Annotated in this window: 21 protein-coding genes; 13 read left to right on the forward strand and 8 right to left on the reverse strand. The window is 62.6% G+C overall.

Annotated features, from left to right (window positions below):
- Nucleotides 1-8: 8 nt before the first annotated feature.
- A complete protein-coding gene (locus SB756_RS01995; protein WP_010954768.1) occupies nt 9-704 on the reverse strand; it encodes a 3-oxoacid CoA-transferase subunit A in 696 nt (231 codons plus the stop codon).
- 1,904 nt (nt 705-2,608) lie between these two features.
- Here SB756_RS01995 and SB756_RS02000 point away from each other — a divergent pair.
- Both SB756_RS02000 and SB756_RS02005 read left to right on the forward strand, forming a co-directional pair.
- Nucleotides 2,609-3,259, forward strand: coding sequence for a methyl-accepting chemotaxis protein (locus SB756_RS02000; RefSeq protein WP_410910413.1), 651 nt, complete (start codon nt 2,609-2,611; stop codon nt 3,257-3,259).
- A 129-nt stretch (nt 3,260-3,388) separates the two neighbouring features.
- The gene (locus tag SB756_RS02005) at nt 3,389-4,267 is read left to right on the forward strand and encodes a LysR substrate-binding domain-containing protein (RefSeq protein WP_410910063.1); all 879 of its coding nucleotides are present in this window, start codon (nt 3,389-3,391) and stop codon (nt 4,265-4,267) included.
- 53 nt (nt 4,268-4,320) lie between these two features.
- Here the strand turns inward: SB756_RS02005 and SB756_RS02010 are convergent, their stop codons facing one another.
- From SB756_RS02010 to SB756_RS02020, 3 genes are all read right to left on the reverse strand, one after another.
- The gene (locus SB756_RS02010; RefSeq protein ID WP_410910064.1) at nt 4,321-5,154 is read right to left on the reverse strand and encodes a hypothetical protein; all 834 of its coding nucleotides are present in this window, start codon (nt 5,152-5,154) and stop codon (nt 4,321-4,323) included.
- Between the two features lie 9 nt (nt 5,155-5,163).
- Nucleotides 5,164-5,379, reverse strand: coding sequence for a hypothetical protein (locus SB756_RS02015; protein ID WP_063422686.1), 216 nt, complete (start codon nt 5,377-5,379; stop codon nt 5,164-5,166).
- Between the two features lie 232 nt (nt 5,380-5,611).
- Nucleotides 5,612-6,829, reverse strand: coding sequence for an amidohydrolase family protein (locus tag SB756_RS02020; protein ID WP_410910065.1), 1,218 nt, complete (start codon nt 6,827-6,829; stop codon nt 5,612-5,614).
- A gap of 282 nt (nt 6,830-7,111) precedes the next feature.
- Here SB756_RS02020 and SB756_RS02025 point away from each other — a divergent pair, with 282 nt between their 5' ends.
- The gene (locus SB756_RS02025; RefSeq protein ID WP_341796227.1) at nt 7,112-8,266 is read left to right on the forward strand and encodes an MFS transporter; all 1,155 of its coding nucleotides are present in this window, start codon (nt 7,112-7,114) and stop codon (nt 8,264-8,266) included.
- A gap of 36 nt (nt 8,267-8,302) precedes the next feature.
- On the opposite strand, the gene SB756_RS02030 is transcribed toward SB756_RS02025, so the two are convergent.
- The 3 genes from SB756_RS02030 to SB756_RS02040 form a co-directional block, all read right to left on the reverse strand.
- Nucleotides 8,303-9,196 carry an SMP-30/gluconolactonase/LRE family protein gene (locus SB756_RS02030; RefSeq protein ID WP_410910066.1) on the reverse strand — a complete coding sequence of 298 codons (894 nt, stop codon included), beginning with the start codon at nt 9,194-9,196 and terminating at the stop codon, nt 8,303-8,305.
- 26 nt (nt 9,197-9,222) lie between these two features.
- Nucleotides 9,223-10,041 carry an NAD-dependent epimerase/dehydratase family protein gene (locus SB756_RS02035; protein WP_341796225.1) on the reverse strand — a complete coding sequence of 273 codons (819 nt, stop codon included), beginning with the start codon at nt 10,039-10,041 and terminating at the stop codon, nt 9,223-9,225.
- 74 nt (nt 10,042-10,115) lie between these two features.
- Complete coding sequence (locus tag SB756_RS02040) at nt 10,116-10,841, reverse strand: oligogalacturonate-specific porin KdgM family protein (protein ID WP_063422691.1); 726 nt, start codon at nt 10,839-10,841, stop codon at nt 10,116-10,118.
- A 342-nt stretch (nt 10,842-11,183) separates the two neighbouring features.
- Here SB756_RS02040 and SB756_RS02045 point away from each other — a divergent pair, with 342 nt between their 5' ends.
- The 8 genes from SB756_RS02045 (at nt 11,184) to SB756_RS02080 (ending at nt 21,237) form a co-directional block, all read left to right on the forward strand.
- On the forward strand, nt 11,184-12,338 hold the full coding sequence (locus SB756_RS02045; protein WP_016487993.1) for a mandelate racemase family protein: 1,155 nt from the start codon (nt 11,184-11,186) through the stop codon (nt 12,336-12,338).
- A gap of 69 nt (nt 12,339-12,407) precedes the next feature.
- Complete coding sequence (locus tag SB756_RS02050; protein ID WP_019472022.1) at nt 12,408-14,018, forward strand: ABC transporter substrate-binding protein; 1,611 nt, start codon at nt 12,408-12,410, stop codon at nt 14,016-14,018.
- Nucleotides 14,019-14,084: 66 nt separating this feature from the next.
- On the forward strand, nt 14,085-15,122 hold the full coding sequence (locus SB756_RS02055; RefSeq protein ID WP_023047279.1) for an ABC transporter permease: 1,038 nt from the start codon (nt 14,085-14,087) through the stop codon (nt 15,120-15,122).
- A gap of 55 nt (nt 15,123-15,177) precedes the next feature.
- A complete protein-coding gene (locus SB756_RS02060; RefSeq protein WP_341796222.1) occupies nt 15,178-16,788 on the forward strand; it encodes an ABC transporter substrate-binding protein in 1,611 nt (536 codons plus the stop codon).
- 62 nt (nt 16,789-16,850) lie between these two features.
- A complete protein-coding gene (locus tag SB756_RS02065) occupies nt 16,851-17,768 on the forward strand; it encodes an ABC transporter permease (RefSeq protein ID WP_410910067.1) in 918 nt (305 codons plus the stop codon).
- Nucleotides 17,769-17,779: 11 nt separating this feature from the next.
- On the forward strand, nt 17,780-18,619 hold the full coding sequence (locus tag SB756_RS02070; RefSeq protein ID WP_341796220.1) for an ABC transporter ATP-binding protein: 840 nt from the start codon (nt 17,780-17,782) through the stop codon (nt 18,617-18,619).
- 10 nt (nt 18,620-18,629) lie between these two features.
- On the forward strand, nt 18,630-19,406 hold the full coding sequence (locus SB756_RS02075; protein ID WP_341796219.1) for an ABC transporter ATP-binding protein: 777 nt from the start codon (nt 18,630-18,632) through the stop codon (nt 19,404-19,406).
- 28 nt (nt 19,407-19,434) lie between these two features.
- On the forward strand, nt 19,435-21,237 hold the full coding sequence (locus tag SB756_RS02080) for a glycosyl hydrolase family 28 protein (protein ID WP_410910068.1): 1,803 nt from the start codon (nt 19,435-19,437) through the stop codon (nt 21,235-21,237).
- A gap of 2 nt (nt 21,238-21,239) precedes the next feature.
- Here SB756_RS02080 and SB756_RS02085 read toward each other — a convergent pair whose 3' ends face one another.
- Complete coding sequence (locus SB756_RS02085; RefSeq protein ID WP_341796217.1) at nt 21,240-21,986, reverse strand: FadR/GntR family transcriptional regulator; 747 nt, start codon at nt 21,984-21,986, stop codon at nt 21,240-21,242.
- Nucleotides 21,987-22,082: 96 nt separating this feature from the next.
- On the opposite strand from SB756_RS02085, the gene SB756_RS02090 reads away from it, so the two are divergent.
- Both SB756_RS02090 and SB756_RS02095 read left to right on the forward strand, forming a co-directional pair.
- Entirely contained in the window at nt 22,083-22,802 is a 720-nt protein-coding gene (locus tag SB756_RS02090) for a FadR/GntR family transcriptional regulator (RefSeq protein ID WP_410910069.1), read from the forward strand.
- 110 nt (nt 22,803-22,912) lie between these two features.
- Complete coding sequence (locus SB756_RS02095; protein ID WP_016487984.1) at nt 22,913-23,551, forward strand: TetR family transcriptional regulator; 639 nt, start codon at nt 22,913-22,915, stop codon at nt 23,549-23,551.
- Nucleotide 23,552: the final 1 nt, after the last annotated feature.

Below are 23,552 nucleotides of genomic sequence, written 5' to 3' on the forward strand. Positions count from 1 at the left end.
GGCAGGCCTCAGACAGCTTTGGCGATCGAAGAAGCGGCAGCGCCGGTGACGGCAACCACGCGCTGGACGAAGATACCCGGGGTGATGATGTGCTCCGGGTCCAGTTCACCGAGTTCGACAACCTGGTCGACCTGGGCGATGGCGGTCTTGGCAGCCATGGCCATGATCGGGCCGAAGTTGCGCGCGGCCTTGCGGTAGGTCAGGTTGCCCCAGCGGTCACCCTTGTGCGCCTTGATCAGCGCAAAGTCGGCGTGCAGCGGCATTTCCAGCACGTACATGCGGCCGTCGATTTCACGGGTTTCCTTGCCTTCGGCCAGCAGGGTGCCGTAGCCGGTCGGCGAGAAGAACGCACCAATGCCCGAACCCGCTGCGCGGATGCGCTCGGCCAGGTTGCCTTGCGGCACCACTTCCAGCTCGATCTTGCCGGCGCGGTACAGTTCGTCGAACACGTAGGAGTCGGACTGGCGCGGGAACGAGCACACCACCTTGCGCACGCTGCCCGCCATGAGCAGGGCGGCCAGGCCGATCTCGCCGTTGCCGGCGTTGTTGCTGATAATGGTCAGGTCGCGGGCACCGGTTGCGATCAGGCCATCGATCAGCTCGGACGGCATGCCGGCTGTGCCGAAGCCACCGACCATGATGGTCGAACCGTCGGTGATCCCTTCCACCGCGCTGGCGATGGACTCGTACGTTTTATTGATCAAGGTGAGCTCCTGGTTGTTCCTGGAGTATGGTTGTCGGGCTGGCCGGCGCGTTTAAGCGATGAGGCCTGTCAGCGCTTGAAATTGTTTGCTGACTTTCGCTATAGCGTGCCGCAAGATAGGGCAACAGTAGAGGGGGTTTAGCGGAATTTGTGCGATTATCGAACTGTTGTGCGATGTGCGAGCAGTTCTGGCGGCTATTTGTCACATTCCGGATAAGGGCCTGATTTCATCTGGTTTGCGCCTCGTTGGTGCATTCAGGGCCTGCCCATAACCTTTCTTGCACAAGTGCTGTGCATTCAATGACTTGAATTCCCCATTAATCACCGCTCCCGCCGTTGGCGTGCGACTTGCTATCAGATTGCCATCCGATGTCGCGTATGGTGAAGATAATGTCGCTTTCCAGTGGGTCCATGGAGTTGTCATCGAGTGAAAAGGGCTGGCTGCCCTGGCTGGGTAAAACCGGAAAGCTCAGGATGGGCTGGGCATGTCACCTTAATCGGGCGAATTACCCGCAGATCGAGCAAACTTTCGAAGCCATTGCTCAAACCCGCGTGCGTTTGTTGCATGATTGGGCGTGCGAGCACTGGGAGCACTTGGCGGAACTAGCGGAACAACTCGCCCAAGGGTTCGCTCAACCCGACAACACGCTGCTGCGGGACAAGCTGGCGCAGGCCGAAGACTTTTCCGAGTTGTTTGTCGTCGATGCTGCCGGCAGCATCATCACCTCCACCTGGCCACAACGTGGTACGCCACGTATCGAGTACACTGCAGCGCTGGCCCAAGGCCTGAAGGCGCCGTTTCTGCATGGCCCCTACAGCGACCCGCTGACCCTGCGCATTGGCCCGTCGTCTTCACGCTTCCACGATGAAGTAACGCTGATGTTCTACCAGCCGGTGAAGGCCGGTGGCAAAGTGCTCGGCTGCCTGTGCGGCCGGGTGCCCAACGATGTGCTGGGCGACCTGATCCAGCGCGAGGCCGGGCATATCTTCGCCGAGTCGGGCGACAACTACCTGTTCATGGCGCAGTCGCGTTTCGATCCGTCCATCCAGCCCGGCACTGCGCTGTCGCGCTCGCGCTTCGAGGACGGCACCTTTACCCACGGCGAAAACCTTAAAAGTGGTGTGCACACGCCCTGGACCACCGTGCAGGTCCAGCGCCATACCGAGCTGGAACTGCGCTTCACCGACCCCTCCACGCGCGAACTGCACCCGGGGGTAAGGGAAACCATCAGGCGTGGTGCCAACCTGTTCGTGACTTACCCGGGCTACTCGGACTACCGCCACGTGCCGGTGGTCGGCAAGGGCGTAACGTTCCAGTTACCGGGTTCGCCCGACCGCTGGGGCATGATGTGCGAGGCGGACCTGGAGGAGGTCTACCGACGCCGCTCGCTGAGCTATGGGTTGATGAAACCCTATGTGGCGACCATGGCCGGGTTGTTCGGCTGCAACTACCTGGTGCAGCACCATGCCGGCCTGCCGCAAGGGCTGAATGACGTGATTCTGGCCGTGAGCATGCTCGGCGCCACGCTGGTGTTCGGCGTGTTTGGGCCCAAGCGCCTGGCAGCCAGGTTGAATGGCATGAGCGGCGTGCTGCGCACCATCGCCGAGGGTGAAGGCAACCTGCGTCAGCGCCTGGACACCAGCACCCTGGGCAACGATGAGAGCGGCGACATGGCGCGCTGGATCAACAGCTTCATCGACCGCCTGGACGCGGTAGTGGGGCAGGTGGTGAAGGCCAGTCGCACGGTCGGCAGCACCAACCAGATGATGCTCGGGCGCAGCCAGGAGGCGAGTGTGAGCTCTGCCGATGTGGCGGACGCCGTGCACCACATGATGATCATCATGGAGGAGCAGCTTGGTGAACTGCAGCAGGCCTCGGTCAGCGCCGAGCAGATGAAGCAGGCGATGGACGAGGTGGTCAGCCGTGCCCGCGAGCAGTTTCTGGCGGTGCAGGCAGGCACCCAGTCGATTCGCGATGTGGTGGCGCGCTCGTCCTCCAGCGTGCAGCGGCTCGACAGCCGCATGGTCGAGATCGACAACATCACCGGGTTGATCAGCGCCATCACCAACCAGACCAACCTGCTGGCGCTCAATGCTGCCATCGAGGCGGCGCGTGCCGGCGAGCATGGCCGCGGCTTTGCGGTGGTGGCCGACGAGGTTCGCAGCCTGGCCGCGCGAACCGCGCGCGCCGCCGAAGACATTCGCCACATGGTCGAGAGCCTTCAGGGCGAAACCCGCCAGGCCGTCAGCTTCATGGAACAGGGCGTACAGGACGTCGACAACAGCCTGCGCCTTGCCGAAGATGCCTCGTCCGAGAACGTTCAGCTGCACCAGGCCGTGGAGGGCATGTTCGTGATCATCCAGCAGCTCAACCGGCGTAGCGTGGAATACGGCAAGACCATCGACCAGGTCAACCAATCCTCCAGCGAGATGCGCCAGACGGCGGTGGTGCTGCAGAGCAGCGCGCAGAAGGTGCGGGTGGATGCTGGCAAGTTGCAGAAGCTGGTGGGGCAGTTCGAGGTCAGTGGCGAGGAGAAGGGGGCAGCTGCAGCTTGAGCAAAGGACCGCATCTGCGAAAGGGTTCGTGCATGCATACAAGGTATGCCTTGCCCTCTGGCATTGCATCATGCACGCCAGCTTCAGGCATCATGTACCCAGCCCCATCCACTAAAGCTGAACCCGCAGATGCCTGACTCCATCAAACCCAACCGTGCCATCTATGACCTGGACATGCTCCGCACCGTGGTCATGGTGGCCGACTGCGGCAGTTTCACCACCGCTGCCGCGCGCCTGCACTCCACCCAGTCCACGGTCAGCCAGAAGGTGCGCCGGCTGGAGGAAATGGTCGGCCAGCAGTTGCTCGACCGCAGCAACCGCGAGGTGCACCCGACCGATGCCGGGGAAACCCTGCTGGGGTATGCGCGGCACTTGCTGGCGGTGAGCAGCCAGCTGACCGAGGCCATGTCGGGTGGGGTGACGGTGACCGTGCGCATCGGCCTGCCGGACGATTTTGTCGCGGGCAAGACGATGCAGGCGCTGGCGGCGTTCAACCGGCTTAACCCGACGGTGAAGCTGGAAATTACCGGTGGGCTTAGCCGGGACTTGATGAGCACCTATGACCGTGGCGAACTGGACCTGGTGCTGATCAAGCAGCGGCGCCATAGCCGGGAGGCCAATGCGTGCCAGCCGGAGCGCATCGAATGGATCGACAGCGCCCAATACCCGTGTTTCGCCCAGGACCCGATTCCCTTGGTGACCTTTCCGCCGCGGGGGTTGTACCGGGATGACATGATCGGTGCAGTCGAGGCAATGGGGCGCAGTTGGCGGATCGCTTTTACCAGTTCGAGCATGGCGGGGATTCAGGAAGCGGTGGCGAACGGGTTGGGGGTTAGCCTGTTGCCGTCGCGGGTGGTGACGGGTGGGCATCGAGTGCTCGGGGTGGAGCAGGGGTTCAAGCCCATCAAGGTGTTTGAGGCGGCGATTTTTCATCGGCCTACGGCGGACCCTATGGTCATGGCACTGGCGGAAATTCTGATCGGGATCTTGCGGGCTGAGGCGGAATGAGCCTTTCGCGGCGAGCAGATTACCGCTGTTGTGGAATCAGGGCAGGTGGACATTCACGCTCTGAGGGCGTCCTTCTCCGGCTTAAGCTCATTCTTTTTGAATTCCTGCCAATACGCACCTTCGAAGAAGGTCATTGAGACAATGTTCTTCTGCAGAAGGCTGATGGTGAACAGGCTTCCTATTTCTTCGGCCCGCCTAGCGTCGGTGCAGCGGTCCTCGGTGCCGTCATCAATGCCCGAGGCCGGGCCTTTCTTGACTGCGTCGTACACCCTGTCGTAGAAAGTGGTGAACTCCACCGTCAGCTGATCCTTGTCACGAAAGCCGCTGTAGATGGGGATGATCGAGAAACCTTCATCGCTGTTCGAGTCGTGATCCTGCAGGTTGCCGAAATTTTTCACCCAGCCGATGTACACCTTGCGATCCTCCATGCTGAACATGTACAGGCGCTTGTTGAACAACGAATCAAGCAGTAATGCCTGGTGGGTGCTGGTTGGCAGCATGGTTTCAAGGATGAAGGAGCGTGTGAGGTAGTCGTTTTTCAGGCCGTGGCGATACCGGGTGATTTTAAAGCGGACCTTTGCCGCCAGATAGGCGTAAAGCGGTGCTGTGAGAATGGCGACAAGCATCGTCGAAAACAGATGCTGTTCCGTAGAGGTGGTAAAGCCCCGATTCTCGAAAAGGGCGGCCAAGCCATAGAAACCGTCGGTGAACCACTCGATGAAAAACGCCAACGCCAGCCATGGCGATGCGAGGACGAGCCCCCTCATTGCGATATGCAGATACAGTGACTGCCCTTCATATTTCGCGATGAGGGTCTTGTCGTAGAAGTTGTATTTACAGTAGATGAAGCCGCAGATCAGGATGGGCAGAACGAGGAGAAAACCCATTGTCGATGCCTAGTGCGTCTTCGAAATCGCTTGCTTGGCTGCCTCGCAGGCGCGCGCAAAATCAGCGTCTTGCAGGATGGTCGATGCCGAAATCGAGACGGCGCCATGGTCGCTGACCTGCACTTGTTCAGCGACCGCATTGAGCCGCCTGGCGATTGCCAGGGACTCTTCCGACGGAGGGGAAACCCATTGCAGCAGGGTTTCCCAAATGTTTTTGTGGCTCATGCAGTCACTCCTCTTCCATGCCTTGCCTGAACACGTACTTCAAGCATAGCAACGCACTTACTGAAGGCTGCTATAGGCTGCTAATCCGTGTGCGGAGGCTAGCATACCGCAACCTTTGCACCTGGATGGGCAGATGAGCGAGCAGGGGTGTTTCGTTTCGTGTCGAGGAGTGCTTTGCGTTCCGCCCCCGCCGGGGCCGCGCAGGGCTTAAGGTTTGTGTTTGCCGGTGGTTTTACCGGCGCAGTTCGGTAGCAAACTGCACTGCCTTCAACTGCAACTGCGCAGGCCTGCCCCAGAACGCGCCATGGCGCACAATCACCCGTTCATGAATGGCCGCAGCCACCGCCGCAGCAGCATTGGGCGCCTTGAGCAGAACAAAGCTCGCCTCGTTACCAACCTTCAAACCATAGTCCTGCTTGCCTATCACCCCGGCACTGGCTTCGGTCGCCATTTCCAGCGCAACCCGCAGCTCCTCGTCGGTATTGAAGCCCGAGCGGTAGCTGACCAGCATCGCCCGCTGCAGCATGTCGCCATTGCCGTAGGGCCACCAGGCGTCCTGGATGTTGTCATTGCCGGTAAATACCCGCACACCGCCGTTACGCAGGCGCAGTACGGGTGGGAAAGCATGTTCGCCGGGGGCGTTGGTCATGATGGAGATGCCGGCGGCGGCCAGCACTTCGGCGGTGCGGTCGACGACAGCGTCGGATACGTCACCCAGGCCATAGGCGTGGCTGACCGCCACCAGGCCGTGCATGCCCAGTGCCTGGGTGCGCGCGGCGATGCGTTGGAGCTGAGCGATGCAGATGTCGCCGGGTTCGTGCAGGTGGATATCAACCTTCACGCCATGGCGCTCGGCGATACCGAACACGATGTCCAGCTGGGCGTCGGCGTCGCCATCCAGTGTGGTGGGGTCGATGCCGCCGACCACCTGCACGCCTTCGCGGATGGCCGCTTCCATCACTTCAGCCGTACCGGGGCAGGACACCACACCGGCCTGAGGGAAGGCCACCAGCTCGATGTCGAGCAGGTCTTTCCACTTGTCCCGGGCTTCGAGCATGGCGTGCAGGTTGGTCAGGCCGGTGGTGGCGTCCACGTCCACGTGGCAGCGCATCGCCAGGGTGCCGAACGAGGCGGCCTGGCGCATCAGCGCATCGGCGCGCTCGACGATGGGCGGGGCGCTGGCCAGTTCGCGTTTTTCCACGGCCAGGCGCTCGCGCAGGCTGGCCACGGGTTGGTGCGGTCGCCAGCGGTCGCCGACAAAGCTCTTGTCCAGGTGGATGTGGCCATCGACAAAGCCTGGCAGCACCAGCAGGCCTTCAAGGTCGATGGTTTCTCGCGCTGGGGTGCTGGCGCGTTGCGGGCCGATGTGGGTGATGCGGCCGTTGGTTACGGCAATGTGCAGGGGCAGGCCATCGGCGTCGATGGCGTTGATGAACTCACGGTCGTTCATGATCGGGCCTTTTTTACTGAGGCTTGGTTGATGTACCACGGTAGGGGGGATGCGGGTATGTCTCCAATTAATTATCAGGATCGGGTGCAGTGCATTTCTGGATGCCGGCAACGGGCGGCGGCCTGCATTAAAAAGCCCACTGAAGTCGATGCCGATAATTAACTTTCAAAGCCTTCGATCTCGGCCCACGATTGCCTACGAGACCCGCCCAGCCGCCCGCTACGGCGCCTTCCAGGGCAGGTCGCCACACACAATAAAAACAAATGCCGTGTCGGGGTCCCCATGACGCAAGATTCCAAGCTGCTGCGTGCCGCGCTGATTTTCATCGCCTGTACTTCCTTCATCGTCTGTGGCGTACAACCCATCTTCATGGGGTTGGTCACGGAGCAACTGAGCCTGTCACTCGATCAGCAGGGCTGGGTGGTGTCGGTCGAGATGATCGGCATGACCCTGGGCACCTTGCTTTGCCCGGTGCTGATGAAGCGCCATGGCGGGCGCAGCCTGTGCCTGATAGTGGGCGCACTGTGCGTGGCGTTGAGCATTGCGACCGCCTTTGCCACCACCAACACCCTGCTGCTGATCGTGCGCCTGGCGGCTGGCACCTGTGCGGGGCTGGTGTATGCGTATGCGGTGTCCACGCTGGGCCGCTTGCCCAACCAGGACCGCTCGTTCGGGTTGATGCTGTTGCTGCAAACGCCAGAGTACTCGCTGTTTTCGGCAGCGTTGCCGTTGCTGGCCGCGCAGAGTGGCACGGTAACCGCCTTGTGCGCGTTTGGCCTGTGGTACTTGCTGATCTGCGGCGCCAGCCTGGTGCTGCCGCGTCGCCCCGCGGCGTTGCTGGCCAGTGGCGAAGCCTCGCCTGCCCAGGGTGGTTCGGCGCGCACAGGGCGCACTGCGTTGGTGGGCATGCTGTTCATGCAGATTGCCATTTATTGCGTGTGGGGCTTCATCGATCAGTTGGCGCGAGACCAGGGCATCAGCGGCGTCGATATTGGCTGGGCGTTCGGCCTGTCGGCCCTGGGTGGTTTGCCGGGTGCGGGGCTGCCTAGCCTGTTGGGTGCGCGGGTCAATCGCCAATTGATGATCGCCGTGGGGCTGGTGGCGGTATTCATTTCTATCGCCATGCTCACCGGCCATACACGCACGCCGACGCAGCTGTTCGTCGCGTTGTTGCTGATCAACTTTGGCTGGGTGCTGTCGTTGTCGTACTACATGGCGCTGATCACCACCAACGACCCGACCGGCAAGCTCACGCCGCTGGTCAGCATCACGTTGATGGGGGCTGCAGCGGTGACGCCGGCACTGATCGCCATGCTGGTGGAGGGCTCCAACCAGCAGCTGATTTTCCTGTTGGGTACCGGGGCGTTGGTGATTGCCTTTGCGGTCACTTGCCTTGGGGCAGGTCGCAGGGGGATGCCCAGCAAGGCTGCTTACTGAGCATACCCCTGGTGGCAGCCAATACCGGCCCAGGCTTCAGCCCCGGGCAATCGGCTCCGGCAAGCCCTTTACGCCGGGGTTTAATGCGAACACGCCACCGGCCAGTGGCTGGTCGCTCAGGTCAATGCCTTGTGGGCGAATCGACGTCACGAACAGCGTATCCAGCTGCGGGCCGCCGAATGCGCACATGGTCGGTTTCTTTACCGGTAGCGGCAGGGCGCGGTCCAGTTTCCCTTCGGGGGTAAAGCGCAGTACCTGGCCGGCATCGATCGCGCAAATCCAGTAGCAACCCTCGGCATCTACCGCAGCCCCGTCCGGTCGGCCGGGGTGCTGGTTCATGTCGACGAATATTCGGCGGTTGTGCGGTGTGCCGCTGTCGATGTCGTAGTCGAAGGCCCAGATCAGCTGAACGCTGGGGTGCGAGTCGGAGACATACAATGTTTTGCCGTCCGGGCTGAACGCCATGCCGTTGGGCACGATCAGCTTGTCCAGTCGTGCTTGCATTGGCTTTACCGTTGCGTCCGCCGTCGCGTCATATCGGTAAAGCGCACCCACCGGCTCGGCGCCCATGTTTGTTTGCATCGTACCGGCCCAAAAGCGCCCCTGGCGGTCGCAACGCCCGTCATTGAAACGCATGCCGGGCCTCGCGTGTTCGACGCTGGCGCGCTTGTCGGCAATCAGGCGACCGTCAGCCTGGGGGGTGAGGTGGAAGACCCCGCTCTCCAAGGCCCCAAGCCAGTGGCCTTGCTGGCTACGGACGATGCAGCCGAGCATTTCGTCTGCGGCCCAGTGACGGGTCTGGCCATCTGGTTGCCAGCGGTGCAGGCGGCCTGCCGGTATATCTACCCAGTACAAGGCATTTTCCTGCGGGTGCCAGACCGGGCTTTCGCCTGTGGCATTGCGTGCATCGGTAATCAGTTCGGCTGTCATGGAAGAATTGCGCACTCCATCAGGGTTTAGTCGCCAAAAGGGCCGGCAGCGGTGAAGGCGCCACCTTGCAGGTGGGCCGTCGGGTCATCTGTAGCGGGCTTTGGCTGCTGCTCCAGGGCCGTGCGGAAGCGCTCGGCACTGTCCTTCGGATTGAAGTCCAGGTGTGCGGCGTGGCGGTTGCTCCACCAGAGGTCGCGGTTGGCTGAGACACCGTACACCACGGTATGGCCGACGTTTTCGGCAAGCAATGCGCGCTCTACCAGATGCGCCAGGTCGCCGTAGCTCAGCCAGGTGGACAGCATGCGTACATTGCGTGGTTCGGGGAATGAAGAGCCGATGCGCAGGCTGACGGTTTCGATGCCGTAGCGGTGGAAGTAGAACGTGGCCAGGTCTTCGCCGTAGGCCTTCGACAGCCCGTAGTAGCAGTCTGGTCGGCGCGGCGAATGCGCATCTACCTGTTCGCCTTGAGGGTAAAAGCCGGTGACATGGTTCGAGCTGGCGAACACCACGCGCTTGATGCCGTGCTTTCGGGCGGCCTCATAGATGTGGAAGGTACCGACGATGTTGGCTTGCAAAATCTCTTCGAAGGCACGCTCGGTGGAGATGCCGCCCAGGTGCACGATGGCGTCCACATCCTGGGCCAGGGCCAATACGCCGGCCTTGTCGGCCAGGTCGCAGTTGATGACTTGCTCATGCTCGCCCGCAGCCGCTGCCATGGGGCTGATGTCTGAGACGCGCACGATGTTGGCGTGTGCTTGCAGTGCTTCGCGAAGCACTTGCCCGAGCCCGCCGGCGGCGCCGGTGAGCAGCAGGCGGTTGAAGGGTTTGCGGTTGGTCGTGGTCATTGTCGGATACCTTTTGCTGAAACTGCATGAGGGTGCCGTGGTGCAACGACACCGGCATGGTCGGGCGGTTGCCCTTACAGGAAGTTGTACTGGATACCCAGGCGCCAACGGGCCTGGCGATCGTCCGTGTAGCTGTTGACCTTGATGTCACCCACTTCCATGAAGGGCGCCCACTGTTTGTTGAGCTTGTACTTGATGATCAGGTTCTGCTCGTAGTCGCGCTTCTTGTTGTCGTAGCGGATGTAGTCGGTGGTGAAGTGGATGTACTGGTATTCGAATGCCCACGGGCCGCTGGGGGTGTAGCCGAGCCAGCCTTCAAGGCGGGTGGTGTTCTGGTTGTCCTTGGCGCGGTCCGCCTTGCTGTGGTCGATCTGGTCGCGGTCGAGGCTGCGTGCGTCGTGGCGCACGCGGGTGGCGACGTACCAGGTGTCGCTGAGCTTGTAGTTGTACTTCAGGCCGAACTTGTAGGTGGTCGCGTCCTTGGAGCTGTCCATCTGGAAGGCGGGGGTCCAGGTCGACTTGGGGCTCATCTTGTAGTTGTAGTCCACGGTGAACTCATGGCCGTTGTTGACCATGTTGTCGTAGGCGACGTCTTCGCGGTCGCCGGCAGTCTTGTATTTGATTTCTGCGGCAAACCCCAGGCCGCTGTCCTTGCGGTAACTCAGCTTTATCCGGTCGGAGTGAATGCTGTCGTCTTCGGTGAACGTGTGCCGGTAGTTGATGCTGGCGGAGTCTGCGCAGGCGTAGAACGACAGGCCGAGCGTACTGGCGGCGATGAGGCGGCGAAGTGTGTTGTTCATGCGATCTCTTTTTTTGTTTTTGTTGAGGACGTGATGAGGCGTGTGAGCAAGGTGGGTGAGGTGGTGAGCGCTCCGTGATTTTTAAAATAAGTTATCGTACGACTGTGGGGCTGTCTACGAATTATTGAAATGTTGTCTGATCACATGGGTGGATGGCTCTAAATCGGTGTTTATGGCTTTGTGTATGCTTTGTGATGGGGGTCGCAGGGTGGGGTTTAGCAGGCTATTCACGACTATTTCGTCGGTTTGAAGAGGTGCTTTTCAAATGTTGTATGATGACGTAGGATTGCCCTCAGAGCGTGACTCACCCGCCACAAATCCAATAAGAAGGCTCAGACGTCCATGATCATTACTGCTGTAAACGTCCAGGTGTTTTCCTACCCCACGCGCCGCGCTGTAGACAGCGCCGGCCATGCCCATCCGGGCGATGTGACCCAGGCCAAGATGGCCTTGCTACGCATCAAGACTGAGTGCGGCAACGAAGGCTTCGCCTTCGGCGCTCCCGAGCTGATCCGTCCGTATGTGCTGGATGGCTTCGTGCGCAAGGTGCTGGTCGGCGCCAATGCCTTCGACCGTGAAAAGATCTGGCACGACCTCGCCCACTGGCAGCGCGGCAGCGCAAGCCAGCTCACCGACCGCGCCCTGGCACTGGTCGAACAGGCCCTCTGGGACTGGGCCGGGCGCAAGCTCAAGGTGCCGGTGCACAAGCTCATCGGTGGCTACCGCGACAAGGTTCCGGCTTACGGTTCGACCATGTGCGGTGACGAGCTGCCGGGTGGCCTGTCGACCCCTGAAGAGTACGGCCGCTTCGCCGAGACCCTGGTCAAACGTGGCTACAAGGCGATCAAGCTGCACACCTGGATGCCGCCGGTGTCGTTCGCCCCGAGCGTGAGCATGGACATCAAGGCCTGTGCCGCCGTACGTGAAGCGGTCGGCCCCGACATCGCGCTGATGATCGACGGCTATCACTGGTACAGCCGCACCGAAGCGCTGACCGTCGGCCGTGCCCTGGAGAAGCTGAATTTCGCCTGGTTCGAAGAGCCGATGATGGAAGACTCGGCCGAGTCCTACGCGTGGCTGGCCGCCCAGTTGGACATCCCCGTGCTGGGCCCGGAGAGCCTCGGTGGCAAACACCTGAGCCGCGCCAGTTGGGTCAAGAACGATGTCTGTGACATCCTGCGTGCCGGCGTTGCCGGGGTCGGCGGTATCGCCCCGTGCCTGAAGGTCGCGCACATGGCCGAAGCGTTTGGCATGGATTGCGAGATCCACGGCAACGGCGCGGCCAACCTGGCGGTGGTCGGCGCGATCAAGAACTGCACCTGGTACGAGCGCGGCCTGCTGCACCCGTTCCTCAACTATGACGAAGTACCGGCCTACCTCAAGCGCCTGGTCGACCCGATGGATGAAGACGGCTTCGTGCACCTCTCCGACCTGCCTGGACTGGGGGAGGAGATCGACTTCGACTACGTCGAGACCAACACGCTGCAGAGTTTCTGATTCGTGCATGGCGGCACGCCTCGGTGCGTGCCGCCCGAGAGTCCAATAACTATAAAAAGGCTATCTCACATGAGCGTTCTCCCCAAATTCTGGGCGGGGGTCCTGGCCGCATCGCTGGCGATGACGTCGGTTCCTGCCGCTTTCGCCAAGACCCCCGCCGACCAGTTGATCGTCGGCATGAGCATGATCAACCTCCTGTCGCTCGACCCGGCCGCCGCCACCGGCCTGGATGTCTCCGAGGTCAATGCCAACCTCTACGACATGCTGCTGGTGCAGGACGTCAAGCAGCCGGACCAGCTGGTACCGGCCCTGGCGCAAAGCTGGCAGGTCAGCGACGACCGCAAGACCCTGACCTTCACGCTGCGCCCCGGCGTGACCTTCCAGTCGGGCAACCCGCTGACCGCCGAAGACGTCGCCTGGTCGTTGCAGCGCGTGCTCAAGCTCAATCTGGCCCTGGCCTCGACATGGAAGGCTTACGGCTTCACCGCCGGCAACGCCGCCCAGTACCTGCGCGCCGCCGACGAGCACACCTTTGTCCTCGAGCTGCCGCGGCCAACCGACCCGATGTTGGTGCTCAACACCCTGGCGACCTCGCCCAGTGCCTTTATCCTCGACCGCAAAGTGGTTCAGCAACACCAGAAGGGCGACGACATGGGCGGCGCCTGGCTGACTACCCACGCCGCCGGAAGCGGCCCGTTCATCCTCAATGACTGGCGCGCCAACGATGTGATCCTGATGAGCCGCTACGACGGTTACTGGGGTGGCCCGGCCAAGCTCAAGCGCATCGTCATGCGCAACATGACCGAGTCGCAGTCGCTGCGCCTGATGGTCGAGCGCGGTGACCTGGACCTGGCCAAGGGCATGTCCGCACCCGACATCGAAGCCCTGGAGAAGTCCGACAAGGTGCGCACCCAGACCGTGCAGCGCGGGACCCTGTATTACGTTGCCCTGAGCGTCAAGAACAAGCCCTACGATGACGCCCGCGTGCGCCGCGCGGTGCGTTCGCTGATCGACTATCAAGGCATCAACCAGACCGTCATGCCGCACTACGGCCAGCTCAACCAGCGCCCATTGCCGCTCGGCCTGCCGGCACGGCTGGACGATCCGGGCTACACCCTGAACGTCGCCGAGGCGAAAAAACTGCTGACCGAAGCCGGTTACCCGAATGGCTTCAAAACCACCATCCGCGTGCTCACCGAGCCGCCATTCATCAACATCGCCTCCAGCCTGCAGGCGACCCTGGCCCAGGCCGGCATCCAGGCGACCATCGTCACCGGCACCGGCAACCAGATCTACGGCGCCATGCGCGAACGCAGCTTCGACATCCTGGTCGGCCGCGGCGGTGGCGGGGCCGAGCGTCATCCGCATTCGAGCCTGCGGACCCTGGTGTACAACCCGGACAACCGCGACGAAGCCAAGCTGAGCAACTTCCAGGGCTGGCGCACGTCGTTCTACAGCCCCGAGCTGAACGCGCTGATCGAGCAGGCCGAAGTCGAGCCTGACAAGACCAGGCAACTGGCCCAGTACCAGCAGATCCAGAAGACCCTGGACGCGCAGGTCGGGGCGATCCTGCCGGTGTCGCAGATGACCGACACCGTGGTGGTCTACCACGATGTTCAGGATTACCAGACCCACAGTGCGGCCACCACCCGCTACAAAGACGTCTACAAGTCGCGATGAGCGGGAGCGGGGCGTGCGCGCCCCGAACGCCTCGGTGTTGGCTGAACGCATTTTCAGGAGCCTGTTATGTTAGTTTCGACTGCCTCTGTGCTGGGCACGCGCGTGTCTGGCACTGCCCGACGGGCCAGCACGGTCCTGGTGACCCTGCTCGGTCTGTTGGCGCTGACCTTCTTCATTGGTCGGGTGATGCCGCTGGACCCGGTGCTGGCCGTGGTCGGGCCGGACGCCGACAGCTCCACCTACGACCAGGTGTACCGGGCGATGGGCCTGGACCAGCCGATCTGGGTGCAGTTCGGGCTGTACCTCAACGACCTGCTCCACGGTGATTTCGGCAACGCCCTGCTGACCGGCCACCCGGTGCTGGACGACATCAAGCGGGTGTTCCCGGCGACCATCGAGTTGGCCACCCTGGCAATCCTTTTCGGCATCGTCATCGGCTTGCCACTGGGCGTGGTCGCGGCCAGTAACCAGGGCCGCCTTGGCGACCATGTGGCACGGGTGATCACCCTGTTCGGTTACTCCACGCCAATCTTCTGGGTCGGCATGATGGGCCTGCTGGTGTTCTACGCCTGGCTCGGCTGGGCCGGCGGGGCAGGGCGCATCGACCTCGCCTACGACGGCATGGTGCCGGACATCACCGGCCTGTTGCTGATCGACACGGCCCTGGCCGGCGATTGGGAAGCCTTCACCAGCGCGCTGCGGCACATCGTCCTTCCGGGGCTGATCCTGGGCCTCAACTCGGTCGCCTACATCAGCCGCATGACCCGCAGCTTCATGCTCGAACAGCTGTCCCAGGAATACATCATCACCGCCCGGGTCAAGGGCCTGTCGCGCCGCCAGGTGGTCTGGGGCCATGCGTTTCGCAACATCCTCGTGCAACTGCTGACGGTGGTCGCTTTGGCCTACGGCTCGCTGCTCGAAGGCGCGGTACTGATCGAAACGGTGTTTGCCTGGCCCGGTTTCGGTCAGTACCTGACCAGCAGCCTGATGCTCGGTGACATGAACGCGGTGATGGGCTGTGTGCTGGTGATCGGGCTGATCTTCGTCGCCCTGAACCTGATCAGCGACGCCCTGTACAAGGTGTTCGACCCAAGGACCCGTTAAGCCCCGCGCGGCCAGCGCGAACACAGTGCATGACTATAAAAACAAGGACAGCCACATGAAAACTGTACTTCCGATCCTGCGCCTGAGCCTGCTGGGTGCGATGCTGGCACTGGGGCCGATGGCCGCCGTGCAGGCCAAGACCCCCGCCGACCAGTTGATCGTCGGCATGAGCATGGTCAACCTGTTTTCCATCGACCCGGCCAACGCCCCGGGCCTGGATGCCTCCGGGGTCAACGCCAACCTGTATGACACGCTGGTCAAGCGCGACCAGGGCAACCCGGAAAAACACCTGCCACAGTTGGCCGAACGCTGGGAGATCAGCGAAGACGGCAAGCAGGTCACCTTCCACCTGCGCAGGGACGTCAAGTTCCATTCCGGCAACCCGCTGACCGCCGAAGACGTGGCCTGGTCGCTGTACCGGGTGATGAAACTCAACTTCGGCCTGGCCACCACGTGGAAGGCCTACGGCTACAGCGTCGACAACATTCAGGGGCTGATCCGCGCCACTGACCCGCATACCCTGGTGGTCGAGCTGCCGCAGCCCGCCGACCCGCTGCTGCTGATCGACTCGCTGGCGACCTCGCCCAGCGCGGTCATCGTCGACCGCCAGGAAGCCTTGAAGCACGAGAAGGACGGTGACCTGGGCGCCGCCTGGCTGGTCACCAACGAGGCCGGCAGCGGCCCGTTCACCCTGACCAAGTGGAGCGCCAACGACGCCTTGGTGATGACCCGCTTCGACGGCTACTGGGCGGGGCCTGCAAAAATGAAGCGGGTGCTGGTGCGGCACATGACCGAGTCGCAATCACTGCGGCTGATGCTCGAGCGCGGTGACCTCGACCTGGTCTACGGCATGGCCGCGCCAGACATCAAGGCCATCGAGAGCTCGCCCAAGCTGCAGGTGCAACCGCTGCAGCGCGGCACCATGTACTACGTGGCGATGAGCATGAAGCAGCCCGAATTCGCCAACCAGAAAGTCCGCGAAGCGGTGCGCAACCTGATCGACTACAAAGGCATCGACGAGCAGGTCATGCCGCACTACGGCATGCTCAACCAGCAGCCGATGCAGCTTGGCCTCGACGCCCGCCTGCCGGACCCAGGCTACAAGATGGATGTCGCCAAGGCCAAGGCGTTGCTGGCCGAAGCCGGCTACCCGCAAGGCTTCACCACCACCATCCGGACCTTGTCCGAGCCGCCGTTCATCGACATCGCCGCGCGCATGCAGTCGACGCTCGCCGAAGGCGGAATCAAGGCCAGCATCGTCACCGGCACCGGCAACCAGGTGTATGGCGCGATGCGCGCGCGCAACTTCGAGATGATCGTCGCGCGCGGTGCCGAGCGCTACCCGCACCCGTATTTCAGCCTGCGCACCTTTGTCTACAACCCGGACAACAGCGATAGCGCGGGCCTGCCCAACTTCCAGGGCTGGCGCGCGTCTTTCTTCGATCAACAGCTCAATGCGCTGATCGACCAGGCGGGCGTCGAGCGTGACGCCGCCAAGCGCGTGAGCCTGTACCACCAGGCCCAGCAGCGCTACGACCAGCAGGTCGGGCCGATCATGATGCTCTCGCAGATGACCGACACCGCGGTGAGTGCGGTGGACGTCAAGGGCTTTACCGGCGATGACGCCGAGGCGACCCGTTACCTGGGCGTCTACAAGCAACGCTGAACCTGTCCGGGGGCGCCAGCGGGCGCGCCGGGCGGCCATGATTTCACACCGAGAACATGCCGATGATTGCCAACATGTCTTCTACTCAAGCAAGCGCCAAGCCGCAGGCCGACACCACGCCGGCTTCCAGCCTCGACGCCTTTTACAAAAGCAGCCTGCGGGTGCTGCGCCACCTGTTGCGCAACCCCATGACCCTGGCCGGGCTGCTGGTGGCCGTGCTGCTGATCGTGGTCGCCACCTTCGCCCCGTGGATCGCCACCCATGACCCGGTGGTGCAGAACCTCGCCAACGCCCTGCAGGCCCCCGGTGCCGCGCACTGGTTCGGCACCGACGAATATGGCCGCGACATCTTCAGCCGGTTGGTCTACGGCTCACGAATCACCCTCTACATCATTACCCTGGTGACGATTATCGTCGGACCGATCGGGCTGTTCATCGGCACTGTGTCGGGCTACTACGGTGGCATCGTCGACACGGTGTTCATGCGCATCACCGACATCTTCATCTCGTTCCCCAGCCTGGTCCTGGCACTGGCGTTCATCGCTGCCCTTGGCCCTGGCCTGGAGCATGCCGTGGTCGCTATCGCGCTGACCTCGTGGCCACCGATCGCACGGCTGGCAAGGGCTGAAACCCTGTCGCTCCGCAAGGCCGACTTCGTTGTCGCGGTCGAGCTGCAGGGCGCCTCGTCGACGCGCATCATCCTGCGTCATATCGTGCCGATGTGCCTGTCGTCGGTGATCATCCGCCTGACCATGAACATGGCCGGGATCATCCTCACCGCCGCGGCGCTGGGCTTTCTCGGCCTTGGCGCACAGGCGCCGCTGCCGGAGTGGGGCGCGATGATCTCCACCGGTCGACGCTACATGCTCGAATGTTGGTGGCTGGTGGCGGTACCGGGTGCGGCGATCATGCTGGTGAGCCTGGCGTTCAACCTGCTGGGCGATGGCCTGCGGGACATTCTCGACCCGCGTAGCGAGTAACTGGAGGCTTTATGTCGTCGCTCAAACTCAACGTCGAAGCGCTCAACGTACGCTTCGTCAACGGCAAGAAAGAAATGCACGCGGTGCGCGATGTGTCGTTCACCCTTGGCCGGGAAAAACTGGCCATCGTCGGCGAGTCCGGCTCGGGCAAGTCGACGGTCGGGCGCAGCTTGCTCAAGCTGCACCCCGGCAGCACGCAGATCACCGCCAAGGCCCTGCAGTTCGGCGATGTCGACCTGCTCAGCGCCAGCGAAAAGGCCATGCAGAAGATCCGTGGCCAGCGCATCTCGATGATCATGCAAGACCCCAAGTACTCGCTCAACCCGGTGGTCAAGGTTGGCGACCAGATCGCCGAGGCGTACCTGGCGCACCACAAGGCCAGCCGCAGCGAGGCACGCGAGCGGGTCATGCTGATGCTGGAAAAGGTCCATATCCGCGACCCGAAACGCGTCTACAACCTGTACCCGCATGAAGTCAGCGGCGGCATGGGCCAGCGCATCATGATCGCCATGATGGTCATCACCAGCCCGGAGGTGATCATCGCCGACGAGCCAACCTCGGCGCTCGACGTGTCGGTGCGTCAACAGGTGCTCAACGTGCTCGAAGAGCTGGTGGTCGAGCAGCAGATGGGGCTGATCTTCGTCAGCCACGACCTCAACCTGGTGCGCAACTACTGTGACCGGGTGTTGGTGATGTACGCCGGGCGGGTGGTCGAGTCGCTCGCCGCGTGCGACCTGCAGTATGCCGAACACCCGTATACCCGTGGCCTGCTGGCGGCCTTGCCGAGCATGGACAACCGCCGCCCGCGCTTGCCGGTGCTGCAACGCGACCCGCTCTGGCTCACCTGCTGAGGTAACTGACATGTCCATGATCCAAGCACAATCGCTGAACCTGAGCTTCGGCGTTGGCGCCACCCTCAACCAGGTGCTGCACGACGTCGACCTGACCGTCGAGGACGGCGAGTCGTTCGGCCTGGTGGGCGAGTCGGGCTCCGGCAAGACCACCGTGCTGCGCTGCCTGGCCGGCCAGTACCGGCACTGGAGCGGGGCGCTGAGCATTGCCGGCGGTGCGTTGCAGCACAAGCTGCCCAAGGAGCACTTTCGCAAGGTGCAGATGGTCTTCCAGGACCCCTACGGCTCGTTGCACCCGCGGCACACCATCGACACCGCCTTGCGCGAGCCGCTGACCATTCACGGCATGTCTGATCGCGACGACCGGATCAACGACATCCTGGTCAAGGTCGGCCTCAATGACAGCTTCCGCTACCGCTATCCGCACCAGTTGTCGGGCGGGCAGCGCCAGCGTGTGGCGATTGCCCGCGCGCTGATCCTCGAGCCGCGTGTGTTGCTGCTGGATGAGCCGACCTCGGCGCTGGATGTCTCGGTGCAGGCCGAGATCCTCAACCTGCTGGCGGACCTGCGCCAGCGCGAGAAGCTCACCTACCTGATGGTGACCCACGACCTGGGGGTGGTCAGCCACCTGTGCGACAAGGTCGCGGTGATGCAGCAAGGGCGGATCGTCGAGCAACTGGACTGCCGGGCACTGAGCCAGGACCAGGCCACCCACGATTACACCCGTATGCTGGTGCAAGCCAGCCGCGACTTCAGCGCCGATTGTGCCCCGGCCATGTCGGCCTGAACCCGGCAATTACAAGGAAGACAAAAACATGCCGAATGCCAACCTTGCATCCGCTTCGCGGGTGCGTGCTGCCGTGGCTGCCCTGGCCATGGGCAGCAGCTTGCCGCTGTGGGCCGTAGAGGCCCCTGCTACGGTCCAGGTGCCGACGCTGGCCTACGACGACCGGCAGATCATCCTGGTGTGGGAAAAGCCCGCCAGCCATGCCGAGATCGCCGACTACCACGTGTACGCCAATGGCAGATTGCTGGGTGCAAGCAACGCCAACAACGATCAGGTCTCACCGGCCAAGCCTTACATCGACCATTTCTACCAGCAGGACCCGCAGAACTTCCACCACCGCATCGCCATTCACAGCTTCACCGCCCAGGGGCTTGCGCCCGATACCGAGTACCGCTTCACCGTGCGTTCGGTCGATCGCAACGGCAAGGAGTCGGCCGACAGCCCCGTGGTTGTGCAGCGAACCACGGCCGTACCGGCACTGTTCAATGTGCAGCGCTACGGTGCCAAGGGCGATGGCAAAGCGCTCGACACGGCCGCCATCCAGCGTGCCATCGACGCTTGCAGCAAGGGCTGCAAGGTGCTGCTGCCTGCCGGCACGTACAAGAGCGGGGCGCTCTACCTCAAGAGCAACATGACCCTGGAAATCGCCGAGGGCGCTACCCTGCTGGGCTCCGAGCGTGCCGAGGACTACCCGCGCGAAGGCTATATCCAGTACCCGTATTCCACCACCGTGCGCCCGGCCTCGCTGATCAACGCGTTGCCGCGCGACCCGCAGGCGCATCAGGCCTTCGAGAACATCCGCATCGTTGGCAAGGGCACGATCGACGGCAATGGCTGGAAGCGCAACCCGGATGTGCTCGACGAGCGCGGGCAAGCCTTGCCCTTCTACCTGCCCAGCGACAACACCCGCTACATGCACGATGGCGTGCTGGCCAGGGCCCAGGTGGAGCGGGCGGTGGCCGAGGGCATGAACGTCAAGGACGCCTACGGCCAGATGCGCTCGTCGCTGATCACCCTGCGCAATGTGACAAACGTGTTCTATGGCGGCTTCACGGTGGTCAACCCGGCCTACCACGGCATCATGAATCTGGAGACCCAGAATGTGGTGCTGGCGAACACCACGCACCGTACCTACGACGCCAACAACGGCGACGGTGTCGAGTTTGCCAACAGCCGCGGCGCGCTGGTGTTCAACAACTTCTTCGACACCGGTGACGACTGCGTCAACTTCGCCGCTGGCACCGGTGCGGGTGCGGTCCAGCAAAAGCCGCAGGAAGATGCCTGGATCTTCAACAACTATTTCCGCAAAGGCCATGGAATGATCGTGGCGGGCAGCCATACCGGCGCGTGGATTCAAAACATCCTGGCCGAGGACAACGTCTCGGATGGCACCGATGCCGGGCTACGCATGAAAAGCACCAACTTCATGGGCGGTGGCGCACGCCACGTGACCTTCCGTGATTCAGCCATTCGCAATACCGCAAAACAGGCCTTCATCTTCACCCTGGATTACAACGACCCGAATGCCAAGCTCGACTACAAGCGCTCGACGGTGGCGGGGCAGTTCCGTGACATCACGGTCAGCGACGTGAGCGTGGAAAACGCCAGCACCGCTGCCATCGAGGTGAAGGGCGATAGCAGCCATGGCGCCTGGCATCAGGGGCTGGTGTTCGAGCGTGTACGTTTCAGCGGGCCGGCCCCGGTCAAGATCGATGGCCTGAAAGATTCGCGGTTCGTCGGGCTTCGCTTCACCCACACCGGGGGCGCCAACCCTTGGCAGGTACAGGGCAGCCAAGGGCTGGCCTTCACTGATGTGGAGCCTGCGCCTTAGCTTCAGGCCTCGCTGTAAAAAGCCTGTAGCCGTTGCGCCTCACGCAGGCGCGTACGGCTGTTGCTCAGGTGCAAGTACATGGCGGCGCGCGCCGCATCAACCTGACGGCTGGCGATGGCATCGTAGATCTGCTGATGTTCGGCGTTGATACCGGCCAGGTAGGTGCTGCGGTTGCTCTGGCCGGTGTAGGCAGAGTTCATGCGCGTGCGGGGGATCATCTTGGTGCCCAGATGCTTCATGATATCGATCAGGTACTGGTTGCCTGCGGCCTTGGCAATTTTCAGGTGGAACTGGAAATCGGCGTTTGTCGTGCTGCCGGATTTTTCCGGGCCCTGCATCAGGGCCTCCAGCGCTTGCTGCAGTTCTTCGAGAGCCTGTGGCGTGGCCCGTTCGGCGGCCATGCCGGCGGCTTGCACTTCAAGGCTCAGGCGGTATTCCAGCAGGTCGAGCACATCGGACAGCAGGCTGATGGTTGCCGGCCCCACGTTGAAGCTCTCCGGTGCCGGCATGTCCAGCACGAAGGTGCCCACACCGTGGCGAGTCTCGACCAGGCCCGCGGCCTGCATGCGTGATAAGGCCTCGCGTATCACCGAGCGGCTGACACCTTCGGTTGCGATTAGCGTGGCTTCGGTGGGCAGCTTGTCGCCACGCTTGAGTGTGCCTTCGCGCATGCGCTCGGCGAAGCGTTCGACCAGCGCTTCGGCCAGGCGGCGGGGCGGTTGAGAGGGGCTGGCGGTGTGGTCTGGCATTGCTGTGCTCGCGTCTGAACAGCGGCCAGTATAGTGCGTTTTGGCACCAGGCTGCGGGTATACTCCGGGGTCTTCCGCTTATCAAGGGTTCACACAATGGCATCCGCCACCCCGGAAAAACGCCTGAATCTCGCCCAGCAACTGGTGCATGACCTGTCGCAGCAGATTCGCTCGGGTGAATTGCCAGCGGGTAGCAAATTGCCCACCGAAGAAGCTGTGACCAAAGCGCGAGGCGTAAGCCGTACCGTGGTGCGTGAAGCCATTTCGCGGTTGCAGGCCGAGGGCCTGGTCGAAACCCGCCGTGGTATCGGCACCTTCGTTGTAGACGCCATCCCGGCAGGTGACTTCCAGAGCACCAGCCCTGGAATGGGCGATGCTTACAACGAGGTGGCGATCATCGAGTTGCGGCTTTGCCTTGAGGTTGAGGCGGCTGCCATTGCTGCCCAGCGTGCCACCCCAGAGCAACTGGCTGCCCTGCGGGCGGCGCTGGATGAGGCCGTTGATACGCAGTCAGCGCCCTGCATGCGAACCGACTTCGAGTTTCACCTGCAGATAGCCCAATGCACGGGCAACAGCTTTTTCATCGACACCATGACCCACCTTGGGCATACCTTGTTTGCGGTGGCGCGGCAGGCCATGCCGACGTACGATGCTCAGCAGCGGGCACTGGAGGCGCGGGAGCGCGAGCAAGTGCATGCCGCGATCACCCGCAAGGATGCCGGTGCTGCCCGTGCGGCCATGCGGCTGCACCTGGTCAATTGCCTGACACGCGCGCAGCGAAGCATTGCCCCAGGCGAACGGGGTGCCGAGCCGTAGGTGGCGGCACGCTGCAACGCCACAACGTATCTCAGCCCAGCCGAAAAGCCGCGCAAAGGCCCAACGTCTGTGGCAGTGTTGGGTATCTGGCCAGCCCCTCAGGGACCGACATGCAAACTCGCAAAACCGGTGTTCGCGCCCAACAGGCCGACCGCACCCGGGACAACATTCTCAAGGCTGCGGTGAAGGTCTTCAGCAAGGAAGGCTTCACCGGTGGGCGTATCGAGCAGATCTCCACGCTGGCCAAGTCCAACGACCGGATGATCTATTACTACTTCGGCAGCAAGGAAAAGCTGTTCATCAGCGTGCTGGAGCATATCTACGCCAGCTTCAACCAGGCCGAAGCCAAGCTGCGCATCGACCTCGGCGACCCGGAACAGGCCCTGCGTGAGCTGGTGGCGTTCATCTGGGATTACTACGTGCGCCACCCTGAATTCGTCACCATCCTCGCCACCGAAAACCTTCACCAGGGCCAGCACGCGCGCAAGTCGCAGAACCTCAAGGCGCTGTCCGGCGAAGCGGTGGGCGTGCTGCGGCCGATCATTGAAGCAGGCCAGGCCAAGGGCCTGTTCCGCGACGACATCGACATCACCCACGCCTACCTGATGATTGCCTCGCTCTGCTATTTCTATAATTCCAACCGGCATACCCTCAGCTCGTTTCTGGCCGTGGACCTGGCCGACAAGCAGGCCAAGGCCGACTGGCTGGTGTTTATCAGCGACCTTGCCCTGCGCGGCCTGCGCCGCTGAC

Origin of the sequence: Pseudomonas sp. SIMBA_068 (assembly GCF_046534705.1) — a bacterium.
Classification (GTDB): Bacteria; Pseudomonadota; Gammaproteobacteria; order Pseudomonadales; family Pseudomonadaceae; genus Aquipseudomonas; species Aquipseudomonas putida.

Excerpts from the sequence above, each read along its gene's own strand:
- SB756_RS02015 (WP_063422686.1), bottom strand. The coding sequence starts at position 5,379 with ATGAGCCACAAAAACATTTGGGAAACCCTGCTGCAATGGGTTTCCCCT.
- SB756_RS02050 (WP_019472022.1), top strand. The coding sequence starts at position 12,408 with ATGAGCGTTCTCCCCAAATTCTGGGCGGGGGTCCTGGCCGCATCGCTG.
- SB756_RS02095 (WP_016487984.1), top strand. The coding sequence starts at position 22,913 with ATGCAAACTCGCAAAACCGGTGTTCGCGCCCAACAGGCCGACCGCACC.
- SB756_RS02065 (WP_410910067.1), top strand. The coding sequence starts at position 16,851 with ATGATTGCCAACATGTCTTCTACTCAAGCAAGCGCCAAGCCGCAGGCC.
- SB756_RS02020 (WP_410910065.1), bottom strand. The coding sequence starts at position 6,829 with ATGAACGACCGTGAGTTCATCAACGCCATCGACGCCGATGGCCTGCCC.
- SB756_RS02040 (WP_063422691.1), bottom strand. The coding sequence starts at position 10,841 with ATGAACAACACACTTCGCCGCCTCATCGCCGCCAGTACGCTCGGCCTG.
- SB756_RS02030 (WP_410910066.1), bottom strand. The coding sequence starts at position 9,196 with ATGACAGCCGAACTGATTACCGATGCACGCAATGCCACAGGCGAAAGC.
- SB756_RS02070 (WP_341796220.1), top strand. The coding sequence starts at position 17,780 with ATGTCGTCGCTCAAACTCAACGTCGAAGCGCTCAACGTACGCTTCGTC.
- SB756_RS02045 (WP_016487993.1), top strand. The coding sequence starts at position 11,184 with ATGATCATTACTGCTGTAAACGTCCAGGTGTTTTCCTACCCCACGCGC.
- SB756_RS02035 (WP_341796225.1), bottom strand. The coding sequence starts at position 10,041 with ATGACCACGACCAACCGCAAACCCTTCAACCGCCTGCTGCTCACCGGC.
- SB756_RS02010 (WP_410910064.1), bottom strand. The coding sequence starts at position 5,154 with ATGGGTTTTCTCCTCGTTCTGCCCATCCTGATCTGCGGCTTCATCTAC.
- SB756_RS02080 (WP_410910068.1), top strand. The coding sequence starts at position 19,435 with ATGCCGAATGCCAACCTTGCATCCGCTTCGCGGGTGCGTGCTGCCGTG.
- SB756_RS02060 (WP_341796222.1), top strand. The coding sequence starts at position 15,178 with ATGAAAACTGTACTTCCGATCCTGCGCCTGAGCCTGCTGGGTGCGATG.
- SB756_RS02025 (WP_341796227.1), top strand. The coding sequence starts at position 7,112 with ATGACGCAAGATTCCAAGCTGCTGCGTGCCGCGCTGATTTTCATCGCC.
- SB756_RS02090 (WP_410910069.1), top strand. The coding sequence starts at position 22,083 with ATGGCATCCGCCACCCCGGAAAAACGCCTGAATCTCGCCCAGCAACTG.
- SB756_RS02075 (WP_341796219.1), top strand. The coding sequence starts at position 18,630 with ATGTCCATGATCCAAGCACAATCGCTGAACCTGAGCTTCGGCGTTGGC.
- SB756_RS02005 (WP_410910063.1), top strand. The coding sequence starts at position 3,389 with ATGCCTGACTCCATCAAACCCAACCGTGCCATCTATGACCTGGACATG.
- SB756_RS02000 (WP_410910413.1), top strand. The coding sequence starts at position 2,609 with ATGGACGAGGTGGTCAGCCGTGCCCGCGAGCAGTTTCTGGCGGTGCAG.
- SB756_RS02055 (WP_023047279.1), top strand. The coding sequence starts at position 14,085 with ATGTTAGTTTCGACTGCCTCTGTGCTGGGCACGCGCGTGTCTGGCACT.
- SB756_RS02085 (WP_341796217.1), bottom strand. The coding sequence starts at position 21,986 with ATGCCAGACCACACCGCCAGCCCCTCTCAACCGCCCCGCCGCCTGGCC.